Origin of the sequence: Moorena sp. SIO3E8 (assembly GCF_010692445.1) — a bacterium.
In the GTDB taxonomy this organism is placed as follows: Bacteria; Cyanobacteriota; Cyanobacteriia; order Cyanobacteriales; family Coleofasciculaceae; genus Moorena; species Moorena bouillonii.
Map to the genome: position 1 here is coordinate 54,744 of NZ_JAAHHM010000012.1, position 19,739 is coordinate 74,482.

A 19,739-nucleotide genomic window follows, 5' to 3' on the forward strand; every position below is an offset into this window, starting at 1 on the left:
AGTTATTCATTGGTTACGGATAATAGGTAATAGGTAACTGGTCGGGGTTGTACCTATTACTAATTACCTATTACCTATTACCCGTGTTGCTTTGTTTAACTGGGTTTGAGGATTTCCCTTCAAACTTTAAAGGCAAACGTTACCATCAAAACTTTAGGTAATTACAGTGGGAACCTCTCGCTCTGTAAACTTCCGAATTTGGGCAATCTCATGGGCAAGGGAAATCAGTGGTTCCAATGCTTGTTGAGTATCCACGTCATGCTTAGTGGAATCTGGCTCATAGCTCTCTAAATAGAGGCGTAGAGTTGCCCCTTTTGTGCCAGTACCAGATAGGCGGAATATAATCCGAGAGCCATCAGTAAAGCCAATCCGAATCCCCTGCTTTTGGCTGATGCTCCCATCTACTGGGTCTGTGTAACTAAAGTCATCACCATACTCTACCTGGTAAGAACCAAATTGCTGTCCTTTCAGGTCTGGCACACTTGAACGCAGACGCTCCATCAGTTCCTGAGCTCGTGCCCCATCTACCTCTTCATAGTCATGGCGGGAATAGAAATTACGACCATAGGTTTGCCAGTGGCTACGGACAATCTGTTCCACTGATTCACCCCGCACTGCCAGGATATTGAGCCAGAATAGCACTGCCCAAAGTCCATCTTTTTCCCGTACATGGTTAGAACCAGTGCCGAAACTTTCTTCACCGCACAAAGTGGCTTTACCTGCATCCAATAAATTGCCAAAAAACTTCCAACCTGTTGGGGTCTCATAGCAATCAATACCCAACTGAGCCGCCACTCGGTCTACAGCAGCACTGGTGGGCATGGAACGGGCTACCCCTGCTAAACCTTGACTATAACCAGGTACCAGATGGGCATTGGCGGTTAACACAGCTATGCTATCACTGGGGGTAACGAAGAACGAGCTTCCCAGGATCATATTGCGATCGCCATCTCCATCGGAAGCAGCCCCAAAATCCGGGGCATTATCACCATAGAGAATATCCACCAAGTCCTTAGCATAGACTAAATTGGGGTCAGGATGACCACCGCCAAAATCTTCTAACGGTATACCATTAAGTACAGTACCTTCTGGTGCCCCTAAGCGTTGTTCAAAAATAGCATGGGCATAGGGACCAGTTACCGCATGTAATGAATCCATACACATGCGGAATTTCCCAGAGGTTAGTAGCTGGTGAATGCGGTCAAAGTCAAATAGGGACTCCATCAATTGAGTATAAGGCTCAACTGGGTCAATCACTTCAACGCTCAAGGTTCCCAGAGTAAATGCACCTGGTCGGTCTAGATTCACATCCGCAGCGTCTAGGATTTTGTAACTATCGATGACTTTACTCCGAGCATAGATAGCTTCCGTCACCTTTTCTGGTGCTGGTCCACCATTACTGGTGTTATACTTGACACCGAAGTCACCCTTTGGACCCCCAGGATTGTGGCTAGCCGAGAGGATAATGCCACCTAATGCCTTATGCTTGCGAATAACACAAGATGCTGCTGGGGTAGACAGAATACCACCACAACCGACTAACAACCGACCTAACCCATTGGCGGCTGCCATTTTGAGAATGGTCTGAATTGCTTGCCGATTGTAGTAGCGACCATCACCCCCTACAACTAGGGTTTGACCTTCACAGCCTTCTAGGGAGTCAAAGATAGACTGGATAAAGTTTTCTAGGTAATGGGGCTCCTGAAAAACGGTGACCGACTTACGGAGTCCGGAAGTACCGGGCTTTTGGTCTGTAAAGGGCTTAGTAGAGACAGTGCGTATGTTCATTACAAGCTAGCTACAGGTTTTACTGCTAATTCTTTATTGTTAACTGTTACCTGTTCATTGTTAATGAAAAATTCAAAAGTCTTTGATAAATGACTCGTGAATTTAGTGATCCCTGGTCTAGCAAAGCACGAACGCACTATCAATCCTTACCTACGCACATTTTTGTTTATTTGTCAATGCTTTACTTTAATCTATCTAACCTACAAGCGATTAGCTTTGCACAGGGTTAGCTAATCGCTGATTAAGAACTAAATTTTCATCTGACCGCTAAACTTATAATCCAACAGCAAGTCACTAGGTTATAGCTAATGAGCCTTGGGCTGAATCCTGACACTAAATTTCTCGGTCGAAGCCATATTTTTCGCGGATATGGGTATTAAAATACTGACCGATAGAAGGATTATCTTTCAAACCCTTGTAGATCTCCTCTGGTACATCCCGATACTTGTAGATACTACCATTATTAAATTGAACCCGAAGAATTTTTTTTTCTACATCGTAGTCGAAGGATTTAATCACAGCACTGGTACTTTTCAGCAATGGGAAAGCAATCACATCCCGAATACTCGGTGAATTAGTCAGTAGCATCACTAAACGGTCAATACCAATACCTAAACCACCAGTGGGAGGCATACCATACTCCAGGGCAGCCAGAAAGTCTTCATCAACATCTTGAGCTTCCAAATCTCCTGCTGCTTTCTTGGCTGCTTGTGCTTCTAGTCGTTGCCGTTGATCTATAGGATCAGTTAACTCAGAATAACTGTTTGCTGTTTCTCTTCCCACTATAAACAATTCAAACCGTTCCACTAAACCTGATTTTGAGCGATGGGGTTTAGTAAGGGGAGAGATTTCCACAGGATAATCCAGAACAAAAGTCGGTTGGATTAACGTTTCTTCTACCTTCTGCTCAAAGGCTTCATTGAGCAATTTGCCAATAGAATAGCAATCATTGGGAACCTCCACACCAGCATCTTTGGCTGCTGCTTTTGCCTGCTCAATGTTGGTAAACTTATCAAAATCTAAACCAGTTTGGTCTTTGACTAACTCGTGCATCGTTACTTTACGCCAAGGGGGAGTTAGATCAACTACTTCACCTTGGTAGTTAATGGTTAGTGTACCTAACACTTCCTTAGCAGCATTACTGATCAGATTTTCCGTCAACACCATCATCTGATTATAATCGGCGTAAGCCTGATAGATTTCAATCATGGTGAATTCCGGATTGTGACGAGTCGAAATTCCTTCATTGCGGAAAACACGCCCCAACTCATACACCTTTTCAAAACCACCAACAATTAGTCGCTTCAGATGCAACTCCGTAGCAATACGCAGATACAAGTCCATTTGTAAGGTGTTGTGGTAGGTAATAAAAGGACGGGCATCTGCACCACCAGCCTCACTCTGAAGTACCGGAGTTTCAATTTCAATAAAATCCTGTTGGTTTAAATAGTGCCGAATAGAAGCAGTTATTTTGGCACGACGACGAAAGGTTTCCCGGACATCGGGATTAACAATTAGGTCAACATAACGTTGACGATAGCGCTTTTCTGTATCCGTTAAACCATGCCACTTATCTGGTAAAGGTAACAGAGATTTAGTCAGGATATCATACTCCTTGACATAGATCGAGAGTTCCCCTTTCTCCGTACGCTTGATGGTTCCTTTTGCCCCAATAATATCTCCAGTATCAGTGAGTTTTTTGAGAATATTGAAAGCATTGGGAAGGTCTGCCATTTTAGCAGTGATTCTCTTTTTATCCAGGTAAAGCTGAATTGTACCGGTCTCATCCTGAATGTTGAAGAAAGCTAATTTACCAAAGACACGACGAGCTATAATCCGACCAGCAACAGCAACTTCGACATCTACTTCTTCGCCATTGCCTAGGTCAGCATAGTTTTGCTGCAATTCGGCAGCCTGAGCTGTAGATTCCCAATTATAGGCATAGGGGATTAATCCTTCTGCTTTGAGTTGTTCAACTTTTTCAAGCCGTGTGGTGCGAATTTCTTCTAGAGTTGAAGTGCTTTGTGGTTCTGGACGGGATTGTTCTGACATAATTTATAGCGACAATCTAGCTAGTGGACAAATAGTGGATAAACTGTAAGTTAGTGCTGCCTGGTGACCCCTTATTATATAGCAATTATATATAAAACGTTAACATCCTCGTTAACATAGGTAACGGAGAACATAAGGGAAGTATAACTAGTTATCAATAAGTTATCAATAATCAGTTAGCACTGCTCTATAACTATAATTATAGCTGATTTTTTAAACCTGATCAAATATAACTAGTTTTATAGATAATTTTAATAATTAGTAGTTTATAATCATAATTAATCTGTCAGTTATCATAACGATGATTCCATTAATGCTTCCGATTACATGCTCTAAAATTTACTGACTTGATTGGGGATATTATTGTTATAGATTATCTGCTATCAAGCTCCCTATCAATTTAATTTGATGTTATAATAATTATGAGCATTGCTATAACAATCACCAATTACCCATTCCCGATTACCCCTTCCCGATTACTATGGTAAATAACTGACTTTAATGACAAGCTTGGGAAATGACCAAAAAACCAAAAATTATTGTCCTCGATGATGACCCGACTGGCTCCCAGACTGTTCACAGCTGCTTGTTGCTGATGCACTGGGATGTGGATACATTGCGGCTGGGACTAAGGGATAACTCCCCAATCTTTTTTATTCTTACTAATACCAGAGCTCTTAACCCAGAGCAAGCAGCAACTGTGACTCGGGAAGTTTGCCATAACCTCAAAATTGCCATAGACGCTGAAGGAATTAAAGATTTTATGGTAGTCAGTCGCTCTGACTCCACCTTGCGGGGGCATTATCCTGTCGAAACTGATGTAATCGCCCAGGAAGTCGGACCATTTGATGCCCATTTCTTAGTCCCTGCATTCTTTGAGGGCGGACGAGTCACTATCGATAGTGTCCATTACCTAATCATTGATGGTATTAGAACCCCAGTGCATGAGACCGAGTTTGCCCGTGACTCGGTATTTGGATATCGCCATAGTTATTTACCCGACTATGTCCAAGAAAAGACCAAAGGTCAGATCAAGGCTGATGCGGTCGAGCGGTTTTTACTAGCAGATATTCGTAACGGTAGCTTGGAGCGCCTTCTCAAACTTACCAATAACCAGTGTGGCGTTGTGGATGGGGAAACCCAAGGGGATTTAGATCAATTTGCGGCAGATGTCCTGAAGGCTGCTGCCCAAGGGAAACGCTTTCTGTTTCGCTCTGCTGCTAGTATTTTAACCTCCCTTGCTAGTCTTGGCCCCCAACCCGTGGCCGCTATGGATATGGCTCAGTATGTCCGAGAGGGGAAACCAGGAGTTGTGATTGTGGGTTCCCACGTTAAAAAGACTACCCAGCAGCTGGAGCAGCTATTGGGAGCATCTGGGATTGGGGGGATTGAGGTAAATGTTGCCAATTTACTAGATGAATCCGAACAGCAACGGGCAAAACTTTTGGCAAGTATTCTCGAGCGGGTTCAGGAAATTCACAGTGCTGGTAAGACACCGGTAGTTTATACCTCTCGTCAGGAATTGGTTTTTGAGGATGTGCAGAAACGGCTGGCCTTTGGAGCAGTAGTTTCAGGCTTATTGATGGATATCGTGAGGGGATTACCTAAAGATATTGGGTTTTTAATCAGTAAAGGGGGTATTACCTCCAATGATGTCTTAAGTACTGGTCTGGCTTTGAGGTCAGCACGACTATTGGGTCAGATCCTTCCTGGATGCTCAATGGTGCGAACCTCTGCTGACCATCCCCAGTTTCCTAATTTACCTGTAGTGCTATTTCCTGGCAATGTGGGAGATGTGAATGGCTTGGTCACGGTTTACCGTCGATTGAGTGGAGAGTAATAATGCTTGACAGGATATCGAGTGTGGGTCTGGGGTGACAGAGCAATAGCACTATTTAAGTATCTTGCCCTTTTGCCCTACACCACCATTAGCTAAAATTCTCAACAGTTATCCAGCAGAACTTGCTGAAGAAGGTATGATCACGGAAGAATCTATCTTCGGTGCGTTAACTAATCTAGCTCCTTGTTGCATGACTTCTGATTCTGCCCAACCATCACCAGTTTCAACGGTTTCCGACGACCGCAACTCGGTAGTTAACTGCCAAGGGCAAGTTCGCTTAAAAAGTGAGGGGAAACGGCTGTTGTTGATCTTGCCACCAGCCACTAAAAACCCTAGTACTGCCAATTGGTCGGACCTATGGGAACAATTCAAGCATCGCCTCAATGCTGGAGAGCGCTTTTGGCAGCCTGAATCCAGTGTCCATATGATGGCTGGGGATCAATTGCTGGATGGGATGAAGCTACAAGCGATCGCTGATGCCCTTGGGGAAGTCCAGTTAAGGCTAAAGCGAGTCTACACCACGCGCCGACAAACTGCTGTGGCTGCTGCAGCTGCTGGGTACTCAGTAGAACAAGAAACCCCTAAGTACTCTTTGAATCAAAAGATTGATCAACCTACTGAATTACTCGCAGAACCTCTGTACTTACAAATGACCGTGCGTTCTGGTATAGAGATTCGTCACCCTGGCACTATTGTTATAATAGGAGACTTGAACCCTGGTGGTGCATTGATTGCAGCTGGGGATATCTTAGTTTGGGGGCATCTACGAGGCATTGCCCACGCCGGTGCGAATGGTAATCGAAAATGTCGGATTATGGCATTAAAAATGGAACCCACCCAGTTGCGGATTGCTGATGCTGTAGCTAGGGCACCGGAGACACCGCCACTTCAGTACTATCCTGAAGTAGCTTACGTGACTTCCCTTGGAATTCGTATTGCTAGAGCTGCTGATGTTGCTAAAACCCACTTGTCGTTGAATTCATGAGTCGAATTATTGTTGTCACCTCTGGCAAAGGAGGGGTGGGTAAAACTACCATTACCGCCAATCTAGGTTTAGCCCTAGCTCGTCTGGGTCGTCGAGTTGCCTTAGTGGATGCAGATTTTGGTTTGAGAAACTTAGACCTGCTGTTGGGACTAGAAAATCGCGTAGTCTACACGGCTATTGAAGTATTAACAGGTCAGTGCCGCTTAGACCAGGCTTTGGTCAAAGACAAACGGCAAGAAGGGCTAGTCCTGTTACCGGCAGCCCAAAGTCGTAACAAAGAAGCCGTTAACCCCAACCAAATGAAAAAGTTGTTGGGGGTGTTAGCCAAGAATTACGAGTACATCTTGGTGGACTGTCCAGCAGGAATCGAAAGCGGGTTTAAAAATGCGGTTACGGCAGCTACTGAAGCCCTAATCGTTGCTACACCAGAGATTACCTCAGTGCGGGATGCTGACCGAGTGATTGGCTTACTGGAAGCGGAAGGAATTAAAAATACCCGCCTAATTGTCAACCGCCTGAAAGCCACAATGGTAAAAGCGGATCAGATGATGTCAGTTCAAGACGTCCAAGAAATTCTTGCTATTCCCCTAATTGGTGTTATCCCCGAAGACGAACGGGTGATTGTCTCCAGTAATCAGGGTGAACCTTTAATCCTATCAGAAAAGAAAACCCTGCCTGGAATTGCCATTGAAAACATTGCTGCACGCTTAGAAGGTGCAAATATTTCCTTCCTCGACCTGATGGCAGAACACGACAACCTAATCAGCCGCTTACGCCGCCTGTTCAGATAAGGTTTTACATTGTGAATTGCCAACAACTAGTTTTGCCAAAGAGCCTCTTCCTTCTCCCCCTGTGTGATTATTCACTACTCCAAAAAGCCCCATGATTATCGAAATTCTAGAACAACTTTTTTCCTGGAGGAGTGCTCAAAGCAGCCGTGAGGAGGCTAAGCGCCGCCTCCAACTGGTAATTGCCCACGATCGCTCTGACCTGAGTCCTAAAATGGTGGAGTCGATGCGGCAAGACATCCTGGAGGTGGTCTCTCGCTACGTTGAGATTGATCCCGATGGGTCAGAGTTTTCCTTAGAAAGCAACCAACGGGCAACAGCACTAATTGCTAATCTACCCATCCGACGAGTTAAGGAAAAACTACTAAAGGAAGAATACCAACGCTTCACTCAAGACGAAGAAGAGTAAGTCTCTAGTAGCTGAAGGGGTGACAAGCTACTTCAAAAGTAGGCCGGTTGTGGGGTAAACCGGTTTGGGGTGTCTAGCTAAATTGAGGCTATTACTTGGCTGAACAATTATCGGATCACCTTTGAAGGTGATTATGAACCAAGGTCTCCTCCTATGGTCACCCCTAAGGGATGGAAGCTAGAGTCGTGTTTATATTTAATTTGGGATCAACTTCCGATACGGTTGAACCCTAACAATGGTAATCTTGAGAGTGGCATTACTAAATGTTAAGACTGTTTTCCAAAATCTGTAACAATAGCTTGACTAAATAAGCGCAATATGGTAGGCACCGCAGAACAAACAAACACGGGCGCTATTGCCCAAATTATCGGTCCGGTTGTTGACGTAGAGTTTCCCAGCGGCAAAATGCCGCAGATTTACAATGCCTTGAGAATTGAAGGCAAAAATGAAGCTGGACAAGATGTTGCTGTGACCTGCGAAGTGCAGCAGCTTCTCGGGGATAACCAAGTGCGCTCTGTTGCCATGAGTGGTACAGACGGTCTGGTGCGGGGTATGGAAGTTATTGATACTGGTGCCCCCATTAGTGTACCCGTCGGCAAGGCTACCTTAGGACGGATTTTCAATGTCTTGGGTGAACCAGTAGATAACAGAGGACCAGCAGAATCTGAGGAGCGCTTCCCAATTCACCGCCCTGCTCCCAAGTTAACTGAGCTGGAAACCAAGCCCTCAGTATTCGAGACCGGTATTAAAGTAATCGACCTGCTGACTCCCTATCGACGTGGTGGTAAGATTGGCCTTTTTGGCGGCGCTGGAGTCGGCAAAACTGTGATCATGATGGAGTTGATCAACAACATCGCCACGAAACACGGTGGAGTATCAGTATTTGGCGGTGTAGGAGAGCGTACCCGTGAAGGGAACGACCTCTACAACGAAATGATGGAATCCAAGGTAATCAACCCGGATGATCTAAACGAGTCGAAAATTGCCCTAGTTTATGGTCAGATGAACGAACCACCCGGTGCGAGGATGCGGGTGGGTCTGTCAGCTTTGACCATGGCTGAGTACTTCCGGGATGTGAACAAGCAGGACGTGTTGCTGTTTATCGATAACATCTTCCGATTTGTACAAGCAGGTTCGGAAGTGTCTGCTCTTTTGGGAAGAATGCCTTCTGCTGTAGGATATCAACCTACTTTGGGAACAGATGTAGGTGCTCTGCAAGAACGGATTACCTCCACTAACGAGGGTTCAATTACCTCCATTCAGGCAGTCTATGTACCAGCTGACGACTTGACCGACCCAGCCCCAGCCACTACATTTGCTCACCTAGATGGTACAACAGTGTTGTCCCGTGGCCTAGCATCTAAGGGAATTTACCCGGCTGTGGACCCCCTCGATTCTAATTCAACTATGCTGCAACCGAGCATTGTGGGAGAAGACCACTACGGAACAGCTCGTTCTGTGCAGGCAACTCTACAGCGTTACAAGGAACTCCAAGACATTATCGCGATTTTGGGCTTGGATGAATTGTCCGAGGATGACAGACTAACGGTGGCTCGCGCCCGCAAGATTGAGCGCTTCTTGTCTCAGCCGTTTTTTGTAGCTGAGGTCTTCACTGGTTCTCCTGGTCAGTATGTTAGCTTGGACGATACTATCAAAGGCTTCCAAATGATTCTGAAAGGGGAATTGGATGACCTTCCTGAGCAAGCCTTCTACATGGTGGGCAGTATTGATCAAGCGATCGCTAAAGCTGAAAAACTAAAGAGTTAAGTCAGGTTTGATGCTAATAAGGTTATCAAGGTTGTTCGCGTAGCGTGGCCTTTTGGCCAAGGTGATCAAGGTTGAAGGTTGAAGGTTGAAGGTTGAAGGTTGAAGGTTGAAGGTGATCAAGGTTGAACGCGATGGACGAAGTCCCGCTTTCAGCGATCGCGTGGCCGAAAGGCCAAGGTTTGGTATTTAAACAGCAACCTAGTAACCAGTAACCACTAACCAGTAACCACTAACCAGTAACCACTAACCACTAACCACTAACCACTAACCTTCAACCTATTAACCTGTTAACCTGTAACCTTCAACCTGTAACCTGTAACTTTCAACCTGCTAAACTGCCAAAGTCCAACAAAAACAATTCATTCTGCTGATGGCTTTAACTGTTCGTATTATTGCTCCCGACAAAACCGTCTGGGATGACCAAGCACAGGAAATAATTTTACCCAGCACTACCGGTCAGCTTGGGATATTGAGTGATCATGCTCCTCTGTTATCAGCGCTGGATACTGGTGTGATGCGAATTCGTTCAGACAAAGAGTGGATACCAATTGCTCTTATGGGTGGATTTGTGGAAGTTGAAGATAATGAAGTGACGATTCTTGTCAATGGTGCTGAGTCCAAAGATGAAATTGACAAGGATGCTGCAGGTCTTGAGTTCAACGAAGCAAAAGCTCGTCTAGAAGAACTTCAAAGCGAGGAGAATACCCAAGAAAAAATCCAAGCAACTCAAGCCTATAAGAAAGCCCGTGCTCGCTTTCAAGCTGCTGGTGGCATGGTGTAGTAACACATGGTGTAGTAACACATGGGTAAATTATAACCCCGTAAACGAAGTAAGCAAGGGATTTAAACCCTATAAGCTCCGCGCTCTCCAAACCCCCCCCGAAACAGGGGGGTAGGGGAGCGTCTGGAGTTGGTCAAGGTCAGTCTGTTACTTGGATTAAGGTAATTCGATTAAGGAAGTTGTTAAACTAAGGAATCATCTCAACTATGGTCAGATGAGTGGTCAATTCCCAATTCCCCTCAATCATTAGATTAATCAGCAAGGCTGGATTAAGCACTACCAGTAAAAACGACTTCCGGGAACTTAGCCTGAGCCTCAGACATAGGTCTACGCCTACCTTCCTCTTGCCAGTAGTTAATAACTTCAGTGGCTTTGTTGAGGATTTCAATGCGATCAGCTTCAGTAATCCAGTGTTTGGCTTCCATCTCATCCTTGAGCTGTTCCCAGGCATCGTTCCGGGGCCAGAAAAAGTAACAAGTTAATGGGCTGGTGCCTTTGCCGACAATTTGATCAACTGCCAGGGCTACATTCTCATCTAGCCAGAGAACTTTTAATAGAAATTTTGACAATCAGGCCTCCCTCAGATATCCCAGGTTATCTTTAACTATAATCTATTGTACAATTGATGATTTTAGCGCAAGAAGACTGTTCTTGATCAAGATTCAGGGATAGGTTTGTAGTTAAATAGTTGGTAGTATTGGTGCTGATCAGCAATATTGGCTCAACTAGCCCAAGCGTGCATGATGCCTAGTTCAGAAACATTTATTCCTAACTTTAATGCCATAGTGGTGTTCGACATTGACGGCGTGGTGCGTGACGTTAGTGGTTCTTACCGTAGAGCGATCGCAGATACGGTAGACCATTACACTGGTGGTGCCTATCGACCCACTATGGTAGAGATTGACCAACTCAAATCAGAAGGGCTATGGAATAACGACTGGGATGCATCGCGAGAATTAGTTTATCGCTACTTTGAGGCTCAAGGAAAAACGAGATCCCATTTTTCTCTCGACTATGAAGCCCTTGTTGATTTTTTCAATTCTCGCTATCGAGGAACAGATCCCAACCATTGGACTGGGTACATTTGTGACGAACCGTTATTGTTACAACCCAGTTATTTACAGAGTTTGACAACAGCAGGGATTCCTTGGGGTTTTTTCAGTGGGGCAACACGACAGGAAGCGAACTATGCCCTAGAAGGACGACTCGGTCTCCAACGGCCTGTCCTAATTGCGATGGAGGATGCCCCTGGTAAGCCTGACCCTACAGGACTGTTTGCCGTAGTTCTACAGCTAGAACAGGAGCATCAAGTTAAGGTGGAATTGCCAGTTATCTACGTTGGTGACACAGTTGCTGACATGTACACTGTTGAAAAAGCCAGAGACTCTCATCCAGAACGAGTTTGGGTTGGGGTAGGTATTTTACCCCCTCATGTGCAGGAGATACCAGAACACCGGGAGGCTTATGGAGAGAGGCTAAAAGCTGCTGGTGCAACAGTGGTTTTTGATAATGTTGAGCAGCTGACTCCTGAACAGATTCAGAAAATAGTACATCAGGGTTAATAGTTGTTAATAGTTGTTCGCGTAGCGTGGCCTTTTGGCCAAGGTTGTTCGCGTAGCATGGCCTTTTGGCCAAGGTTGAAAGTTGTTCGCATAGCGTGGCCTTTTGGCCAAGGTTGAGAGTCCTTGAGGTTAAAAGTCAAAGTCAAAGTCAAAGTCAATAGTCAATCTTCCAAAAATTCACAGGTTGACGAAAACAAAAGCGAGGTCTTGGGGTTACCCCCAAGACCTCGCTGCATTAAAAGCGGCAAGCTCTTGACCTTGCCATTGGCATATCCGTTTCTCTGTGCTTAGTCGGACTTCACCCTTTAGCGTTTCAACAGCTCATCCTTTAGAGCCAGTAAATGTTACCCCAGAGATAAAGTAACGATTGAAGAAGGCGTAAATCCCCAAAGCCGGTATAGTAAAGACCATTGAGGCTGCCATAATGTAGTTCCAATAACTAATGTATTGCCCTTTAAAGGTATTTAAACCTAAGGGAAGGGTAAACATTCCTGGGTCAGACGTAATCATTAGGGGCATTAAGAAATTATTCCAAGACCCCATAAAAATAAAGATAGCTTGTGCTGCCAAAGCTGGCTTGGCTAAAGGCAGGACAACCTGCCAAAAGGTTTCCCAGCGACTTAATCCATCCAAGGCAGCAGCCTCTTCAAGTTCCTTAGGAAAATTGATAAAGAACTGCCGCATCATAAAAATAAAGGTGGCATTCACTGCACTCGGTACAATCAATCCTTGGTAGGTATTCAGCCATCCCAAAGACTTTAAGATTAAATAACCAGGAATTAGGGTGACTTGTCCAGGAATCATCAAAACTGCCAAGATTATTCCCAACAATAATGAATTACCTGGAAACTTAACTCTGGCTAAGGCATAACCTGCCATTGAGTTAAATATAATATTCAATCCTGTTACACAAACACCAACCAAGACACTGTTTAAAAACCAGCGCCCAAACAAAGGGGATTCAATAAAAATATTGCGGTAGTTATCGAAGGTAAAATCATGGGGTATAAAATTCAACCCGCCAGCGATAATTTCCTCAAGGGGTTTAAAGGAGGCTGATAAAGCCCAAGCAAAAGGTAAAAACGTAATAATGGCATAGAGGATAAGAATGCTATAAAATATCCCTCTGATCCAACGAAAATTATTCACTCTTATTTGATCTCCTAATTCGCTTTTTCTTCTCTAAAGAAGCCGCGTTGAATCAGTGTTGTCACTAGAATTACACCAGCTAACATTAATGCCAGTGCAGCGGCATAACCCATATCCAGACTTCTAAACGCATACTGGTAGATCAGAAGCACAACCGTCAGGGTTGAGTTGTTTGGACCACCGGTGCCACCGGAGAAGATGTAAGACTGGTCGAATAACTGAAACGTACCGATGACACCCATAACCATAACGAAAAATGTAACTGGTTTGAGTAAAGGCACAGTAATATTTATGAACTGATCGAACTCATTGGCACCATCGAGTTTTGCCGCCTCATAAACGGATCTAGGTATATCTTGTAGCGCAGCCAGGTAAATCACCATGAAAAACGGTGCTGTAGACCAAATATTCATAATCATAATGGATTTGAGAGCCACGCTTGGGTCTCCTAGCCAGTTATAGGTTGGTAAACCAAAAAAGTCTAGTAATCCATTAAGTAGACCATTAGAATTATAAATCCAGATAAATATTAGGGTTAAAACTGCTGAAGAAGTGACAGTCGGGAGAAAGAAAATAATCCTAAACCATTTTTTGCCTTTAATTTCTTTATTTAGGACTAGAGCTAAAACCAGAGCCAGGATTGTTTGACAAGGAACAACAATAATGACATACTCAATTGTATTTTTTAGCGCAATCCAAACTCGCTCATCGTCAAAGGTACGAAGGAAATTTTTTAACTCAACAAATCGATAACTCAGCCCTCCTAAAATTTCAACCTTATGGAATGAAAGGAAGATTGCATAGATAATTGGTGCAATCAAAAAGGTTCCTAAAACTAGAATAGTAGGAGCCATGAAGAGGTAGCCAGATATAGCTTCCCTAACTTTGGCTTTCTGCCAAAATCTCTTCAATTTGACATCCCTCGATTTGACGTTTTGGTCAACTTCAAGTTGAGCTTTAGCTAGTGACATTTGTTAGTAGTTACTTGCTTGAATTTCTTTGTTAGCAGTTTGTTGTGCTTTTTTCATGGCTGACTTCAAGGATTGCTCACCCAGTAAAGCACTAAGAAACTGATTGTCGAAATGGGTCATAAATATTGGCAATTGTTCATCCCCTTGCCAAATTGTGGCGTACTCAGCACCAGCGATAAAGGGGGTGTACAGAGGATTCTGTTCATAGCCAAGTTCTGATATGACCGATTTCCGAGCCGGGATTGCCAGTCCTCCCTTCGCCCAAGCTTTCATCCCTTCCTTGCCAGTCAAATAGGAAATAAGTTCCCAGGCAGCCTCTTTATTTTTAGCTTGCTTATTCATGACATAAGCAACGGTATAAACCATGCTTCCTTTGTGGTTACCGATACTGGGAACTTCCGCAGTGCCAAAGTCAATCTTGGGAAATGTCTGTTGTAGGTAAGGAATCGCATAACTACCTTCAATAACCATTGCTGCCTTGCCTTGGCCAAACATTTCGCTTCCAGAACTGGCTCCAACGTCTGACGGTATGGCAGCAGAAGGGTTTTGTCGATACATATCCATCAAAGGTGTTAGACCTGATAGGCTTTGGCGAGTCGCGAAGACAGCCTTGCCCTTCTGGTCAACTAACTCACCGCCAAAGGCTTTGATCATAAAGTAGTGACGAGATAGTTGTGGCGTGATGCCCAACCCATATAGGTCAACCCTGCCATTGTGAGTTGTATCCCTGGTCAATTTTTTGGCATAGTCCTCTAACTCTTCCCAGGTTTGGGGAGGGTGAGTTATACTAAGTTGATCGAAATATTTTCTATTGTAGAAAAGGGCAAGGGTTGTAAAATCCTTAGGTAATCCGTAGGTTTTGCCATCGGATTGGAAGGCTTCGGATAGATGGGGAGCAAAGTCATCTAAATCTAGGTCCTCAGTGATGTAATCATCAAGAGGTTCCAAGACTCCATGAGTCATGAGTAAGGGAGCATCTAGGGCATCTACATAGAAGACATCAGGAGCAGCATCACCAATCAACCGAGTCTTAATGACATCCATATATTGGTCAGTGATCACTTCAAACTTGACTTTTATGCCAGGATGTGATGCTTCAAACTCCCTCAGTACCTGCTCAAGGAGCTGTTTTTCCTCCGGGCTGCTCTGCCAGCCGCTGAGGGTCACAGTAGAAATGTTACTGGCGATACTGCGGCTACAGCCAGTTAGGAACACAATTAGAGATACTAAAATTAGACATCTCGAAAGGATTTGCTTCATGATAAGTAAGGACGGCAAGGGCACCTCCTCAGACGGGAAAACTTATTTCCCGTCTGAGGAGGTGGCTATGTACCTAGAAATAATTAGTAAATACAGATGAAGATATGGTGATTGAGATAACTCGACATCCAAGATGGCTTTCTACAGCTTATTTCTTAAGGTCTCCAATATGGCTTTCTACAGCTTATTTCTTAAGGTGTCCTTATTTCTTAAGGTGTAAAGCTGTTACTAGCCATATTTATGGGGGTAAAGCTAGCTGTTAGTAGCCAACTTTATTATTGCTTATCTTTATTATACCACCACTTATCTTTAGCTTTAATTATGATTATCCATGATCCTCATCCTGGCTACAGTCTTGACTAACTGAACTACGTAAGCCTGAGATCAAGACTATGAAAGCGATCCCGCCTTTTTTTTTTTCGCTAGCCAGGTCGTGGTACCTCTTGGCTCGATCCGTCAGATGAAAGATTTCAGTGAATATACTTAATTGTATTTTTGTTGCAATATTTTACTTTTTTTGAGATATTAGACTTAAGGTACCTGTTGCCCCAGGGATAAAAAAGGCAACAGCTGTACTTAGGTCAGTATTGGTATGTAGATATTGATATGTAGATATCGGTATGTAGATATCGGTTCTGGCTACATCGGGATTCCTAAACAAGGGAATAAGGCATTGGCCATGATTTTTCCTCATGATCCATGTCTATCCCCCTTGCTCCCCCGTTAATTGAATAGCGTAGCCTCCGCTGCTATACCCCGTCATGACCATAGCTCTCCCCATAGGGCATAGCCCTTAGGAAGTAACCCTTAGGGACTATTGAAAAGTACTACTTTTCGTATTTCTAAGGGGTTGGGTGAAGGCTAGAGAATAACTGTTATTGAAAAGTACCCCTTCTCGAAAAGTAAGGGTTAACGGAGTGTATAGCAGATGTCGCAGAAGCTAGACCTTCCTGGACTCTACCAGGAGTAAGGAAGGCTATGGTAGGTCTTCTGCGAAAGTAAGCAAGTCTTACTTCCCTAGTGATGTAAATGGCATAGACTCCTCTTGTAAAACCCCTTTTAGCCGAAGGAGGTTTTAGAAGAGGGTATAGGGGGGATTTAAGAGCAAGCCAAGAGGGTTACGCTATGGGCACGCTACGCCCATCAAGAAGGGGGATGCTATGGGGAGGATATGGCATAGGAGTTTCTACCTGCCTGCCGATCCAGTACAGGTGCTACCTGAACCCATACGATTTACTCGTCTCCATCAAATTCGCCATTTAAGTCCTCTCTATCTAGCTACCTGAACCGCTATGCTCAGACTCATATCCGATGTCGCCCCAGAAGCTCCGTCTTTACCGCGATTGCCAGAGTTGCTAAAGCCCCTAAACAAGGAAGCACGACCGCCGCTTAGCCCTACTGAAAAAATTCCCAAGGGAGAGATTCGCTCTAGCCTGAGGGCTGCAACCCTTGACGGCGTGTTTTCCACCTTCTTTTCCTGTATCACAGCTGAGGTTTTCCTCACTAACTTCTTGCTGCAACTCGGGGCTAGCAACTTTGAAATCGGTATTCTTTCAGGGATACCTCTACTGGCGAATTTTCTACAGCCTATTGGTGCTTATTTATCTGACCGATCCTACAGTCGCCACTGGTTTATCATCAAAACCTTCATTCCTTCGCGACTACTATGGTTATTTGTCCTAGTAGGCATTGGGATGTTCTGCACTGGTCTGGCTCCAGCTCATCATCTAGTGTTGTGTACACTGGCGATTAACCTGATCACTCACATTTTTGGAGCTTTGGGTAGTCCCTCTTGGTCTAGCTGGATGGCGGTGTTAGTTCCTGTTCGCCTGCGAGGGCGCTATTTTGGATTGCGCAATAGCTTTACTAATTTAACCAACCTACTTTGTGTTCCCCTACTTGGATACATTGTTTCTAACTGGCAAGGTGGGCAAATTCAAGGCTATGGCGTAATCTTGATTTTGGCTATCGTAGCTGGAATACTAAGTCTAGTCTTTCAGTTCTTCATGGTAGATATCACTCCTCAGATACCTTCAAAGAAGACTGCGAAGACTGATGAGACTACTGATGAAACCTTAGAGTCTGAGGAGCCGACGCCCTCTGATTATGCTGCCCTATTGAAAGACTCAAACTTCCTAATCTTTGTACTCTACTTTGGATTGTGGATGTTTGCCTTCACCCTCAGCGCTCCCTTTTTCAATGTTTATCTGCTCGACAATTTGGGCTTAGATGTGGGTTGGGTAACTCTCTATACTAGTCTGATGGCTGGGGCAAGTTTATTGACACTGATCTACTGGGGTAAGTTGTCTGACCTGATCGGAAATCGTCCAGTACTAGTGATGGTTGGGATTCTCCTATCCGTGATTCCCTTACTTTGGCTTGGAATCGGCAGCCCAACAACTCTCGCTCTTTGGGTTTGGCTACCCCTTTTATTCTTCGGGACAGGTTCAGCTGCAGCAGCCATTGACCTGTGTGCCAATAACATCCAAATCGAGATATCACCAGCCCACAAACCCTCCACCTATTTTGCAGCAGCTGCAGCATCAGCCGGATTAGGTGGTGCTATAGGTAGTATGTTTGGTGGCTTTTTAGCCGAGTTGCCTCACTTCGGTGGTTTGCCAACATTATTTGCCCTATCAGCAGTGGTGCGATTGGCTACCCTTTTACCTTTGGCATTTGTCCGGGAGCCACGGGGTCGGAACCTCAAACAACTGCTGCTTCGTAACCGTGCTTGAACAGCAATAGTTTAGTCAATTGTTATGAGTTTAGGGTGCGTTATTAACGCACCCTAAAAGTATAGTTAAGACTTAAAGTTATTGCGTAAGTCCTGAACTAATTACTCTTGATAAACACTAAGGTTGGTCACCTAGTGTAAGCCTTGGTAATTTCCGGTAATCCCTGGAATTATCAACTAGGTTGCAGACTAAGGATTAGCTTCCTACGTTGGTTTGGTCATGACACCCAAGAGTGAACTCCAGCTTTTGGCTCTGTCGCTAGTCATTAAGACAAAGGCAAAATGTGTGATTAGCAAAACACAAGCCATTCCAACATTGTCGTTCGCGTAAGCGTGTGCGAAGCACTTGGATAACTTTACCGAATCGAGAGCACTAAAAATGCAAAATTACGTATTTGTTATTGACGCAAACTTTCAACCATTAAACCCAATTATCCCAAAGAAAGCACGTCGGTTATTGGATAAAGGTAAAGCGGCGGTTTTCAGGATGTACCCGTTCACAATCATCTTAAAAACGTCGATCAATAATCCAACCATATCACCATGTAAAATCAAAATTGATCCTGGCAGTAAGGTGACTGGATTTGCCTTAGTCCAAGACGGCCAAGTCATTTGGGCAATGGAGCTAGAACACAGAGGAGGATTAATTAAGAAAAAACTCTCGTCTAGAAGCGCTGTAAGGCGTGGGAGACGTAACCGAAACACCCGCTATAGGAAACCCAGGTTCCTTAACCGTAAGCGTCCAGAGGGATGGCTCCCCCCTAGTCTAGAACACAGAATTTTGACTACCCAGACTTGGGTGAAACGATTGATTAAATTCTGCCCAGTTAACGAAATTTGGGTTGAAAGAGTTAAGTTTGATGCCCAAAAAATGCAGAATCCTGAAATCAGTGGTATTCAGTACCAGCAAGGAGAACTAGCTGGGTATGAGGTTAGAGAGTATTTACTCGAAAAATGGGGAAGGGAATGCACTTACTGTGGGAAAAAATCAGTTCCATTGCAGATTGAACACATTTATCCAAAATCCAAAGGAGGAAGTGAACGTGTAAGTAATCTTTGCTTGGCTTGTGAAAAGTGCAATCAACGCAAAGGGAACAAACCTATAGAGGACTTTCTGAAAAAGAAGCCAAGCCTACTTCAAAAAATCAAAACCAAAGCGCTTTCGCCATTAAAAGATGCGGCGGCGGTGAATACAACTCGGAACAAGCTAGTTAAAGTACTTCAAAAGACGAAACCTGTGGTTACTGGAACGGGAGCACAGACTAAGTACAACCGGACTAAATTAGGATTTCCTAAGGAACATTGGATCGATGCTGCTTGTGTTGGGAACATTGAGGCTTTGACTTTGAAAACCTTTCAACCGCTTCTGGTTACTTGTAAAGGACAAGGGGGCAGACAAAAAGCGGCACTCAATAAATACGGTTACCCCATCAGACACAACCCGCTGAAGCCAATCAAAGGTTGGTGTAGTGGGGACATAGCCAAAAACCTTTTGACTGGGGAGTTTGGAAGAGTTAACCCTAGAAGTAAGAGTAATTCCTTCAATTACACAGTTTCTGGAAAAAAGGCGATAAGCTTACACGTTAAAAACTTGTGCAGAGTTCACAGGAAAGATGGTTATACTTACGGATTTTGCCAGTAAATACCAGAAAC

Annotated in this window: 17 protein-coding genes; 9 read left to right on the forward strand and 8 right to left on the reverse strand. The window is 44.3% G+C overall.

The window, feature by feature from the left end; translation table 11 throughout:
- Nucleotides 1-153: 153 nt before the first annotated feature.
- The gene (locus tag F6K46_RS07705; protein WP_293051793.1) at nucleotides 154-1,788 is read right to left on the reverse strand and encodes an alpha-D-glucose phosphate-specific phosphoglucomutase; all 1,635 of its coding nucleotides are present in this window, start codon (nucleotides 1,786-1,788) and stop codon (nucleotides 154-156) included.
- A gap of 333 nt (nucleotides 1,789-2,121) precedes the next feature.
- Nucleotides 2,122-3,840 carry a lysine--tRNA ligase gene (gene lysS, locus F6K46_RS07710; RefSeq protein ID WP_293051796.1) on the reverse strand — a complete coding sequence of 573 codons (1,719 nt, stop codon included), beginning with the start codon at nucleotides 3,838-3,840 and terminating at the stop codon, nucleotides 2,122-2,124.
- Between the two features lie 517 nt (nucleotides 3,841-4,357).
- On the opposite strand from lysS, the gene F6K46_RS07715 reads away from it, so the two are divergent.
- The 5 genes from F6K46_RS07715 (at nucleotide 4,358) to atpD (ending at nucleotide 9,629) form a co-directional block, all read left to right on the forward strand.
- On the forward strand, nucleotides 4,358-5,680 hold the full coding sequence (locus F6K46_RS07715; protein WP_293023255.1) for a four-carbon acid sugar kinase family protein: 1,323 nt from the start codon (nucleotides 4,358-4,360) through the stop codon (nucleotides 5,678-5,680).
- Between the two features lie 64 nt (nucleotides 5,681-5,744).
- Nucleotides 5,745-6,665 (forward strand): septum site-determining protein MinC, encoded by a 921-nt coding sequence (minC, locus tag F6K46_RS07720; RefSeq protein ID WP_293023253.1) that lies wholly within the window; start codon nucleotides 5,745-5,747, stop codon nucleotides 6,663-6,665.
- Nucleotides 6,662-7,456, forward strand: coding sequence for a septum site-determining protein MinD (gene minD / locus F6K46_RS07725; protein WP_293043306.1), 795 nt, complete (start codon nucleotides 6,662-6,664; stop codon nucleotides 7,454-7,456). Before minC ends, minD begins: the two co-directional genes overlap by 4 nt.
- A 91-nt stretch (nucleotides 7,457-7,547) precedes the next feature.
- Entirely contained in the window at nucleotides 7,548-7,862 is a 315-nt protein-coding gene (minE, locus tag F6K46_RS07730) for a cell division topological specificity factor MinE (protein WP_293023248.1), read from the forward strand.
- A 318-nt stretch (nucleotides 7,863-8,180) separates the two neighbouring features.
- On the forward strand, nucleotides 8,181-9,629 hold the full coding sequence (atpD, locus tag F6K46_RS07735; protein ID WP_293023246.1) for a F0F1 ATP synthase subunit beta: 1,449 nt from the start codon (nucleotides 8,181-8,183) through the stop codon (nucleotides 9,627-9,629).
- Here atpD and F6K46_RS07740 read toward each other — a convergent pair.
- Nucleotides 9,618-9,749 carry a hypothetical protein gene (locus tag F6K46_RS07740; protein WP_269086969.1) on the reverse strand — a complete coding sequence of 44 codons (132 nt, stop codon included), beginning with the start codon at nucleotides 9,747-9,749 and terminating at the stop codon, nucleotides 9,618-9,620. The genes atpD and F6K46_RS07740 overlap by 12 nt on opposite strands.
- 250 nt (nucleotides 9,750-9,999) lie before the next feature.
- Here F6K46_RS07740 and atpC point away from each other — a divergent pair, with 250 nt between their 5' ends.
- Entirely contained in the window at nucleotides 10,000-10,410 is a 411-nt protein-coding gene (gene atpC, locus F6K46_RS07745) for an ATP synthase F1 subunit epsilon (RefSeq protein ID WP_075897823.1), read from the forward strand.
- A 269-nt stretch (nucleotides 10,411-10,679) separates the two neighbouring features.
- Here the strand turns inward: atpC and F6K46_RS07750 are convergent, their stop codons facing one another.
- Nucleotides 10,680-10,979 (reverse strand): 30S ribosomal protein PSRP-3, encoded by a 300-nt coding sequence (locus F6K46_RS07750; protein ID WP_075897825.1) that lies wholly within the window; start codon nucleotides 10,977-10,979, stop codon nucleotides 10,680-10,682.
- 174 nt (nucleotides 10,980-11,153) lie between these two features.
- On the opposite strand from F6K46_RS07750, the gene F6K46_RS07755 reads away from it, so the two are divergent.
- Entirely contained in the window at nucleotides 11,154-11,972 is an 819-nt protein-coding gene (locus F6K46_RS07755; RefSeq protein ID WP_293052192.1) for a TIGR01548 family HAD-type hydrolase, read from the forward strand.
- Here F6K46_RS07755 and F6K46_RS07760 read toward each other — a convergent pair.
- The 4 genes from F6K46_RS07760 to F6K46_RS07775 all read right to left on the reverse strand — a co-directional run bounded on the left by F6K46_RS07760 (nucleotide 11,969) and on the right by F6K46_RS07775 (nucleotide 15,370).
- Nucleotides 11,969-12,130: a hypothetical protein gene (locus tag F6K46_RS07760; protein WP_293051802.1), complete on the reverse strand. Its 162-nt coding sequence runs from the start codon at nucleotides 12,128-12,130 to the stop codon at nucleotides 11,969-11,971. The genes F6K46_RS07755 and F6K46_RS07760 overlap by 4 nt on opposite strands.
- A 163-nt stretch (nucleotides 12,131-12,293) precedes the next feature.
- The gene (locus F6K46_RS07765; RefSeq protein ID WP_070391914.1) at nucleotides 12,294-13,121 is read right to left on the reverse strand and encodes a carbohydrate ABC transporter permease; all 828 of its coding nucleotides are present in this window, start codon (nucleotides 13,119-13,121) and stop codon (nucleotides 12,294-12,296) included.
- A gap of 14 nt (nucleotides 13,122-13,135) precedes the next feature.
- Nucleotides 13,136-14,092 carry a sugar ABC transporter permease gene (locus F6K46_RS07770; protein WP_293051807.1) on the reverse strand — a complete coding sequence of 319 codons (957 nt, stop codon included), beginning with the start codon at nucleotides 14,090-14,092 and terminating at the stop codon, nucleotides 13,136-13,138.
- A gap of 3 nt (nucleotides 14,093-14,095) precedes the next feature.
- Nucleotides 14,096-15,370, reverse strand: coding sequence for an ABC transporter substrate-binding protein (locus F6K46_RS07775; RefSeq protein WP_293051810.1), 1,275 nt, complete (start codon nucleotides 15,368-15,370; stop codon nucleotides 14,096-14,098).
- 1,274 nt (nucleotides 15,371-16,644) lie between these two features.
- Here F6K46_RS07775 and F6K46_RS07780 point away from each other — a divergent pair.
- Both F6K46_RS07780 and iscB read left to right on the forward strand, forming a co-directional pair.
- Nucleotides 16,645-18,087 (forward strand): MFS transporter, encoded by a 1,443-nt coding sequence (locus tag F6K46_RS07780; protein ID WP_293051813.1) that lies wholly within the window; start codon nucleotides 16,645-16,647, stop codon nucleotides 18,085-18,087.
- A gap of 378 nt (nucleotides 18,088-18,465) precedes the next feature.
- Nucleotides 18,466-19,728 carry an RNA-guided endonuclease IscB gene (iscB, locus tag F6K46_RS07785; RefSeq protein WP_075904003.1) on the forward strand — a complete coding sequence of 421 codons (1,263 nt, stop codon included), beginning with the start codon at nucleotides 18,466-18,468 and terminating at the stop codon, nucleotides 19,726-19,728.
- Nucleotides 19,729-19,739: the final 11 nt, after the last annotated feature.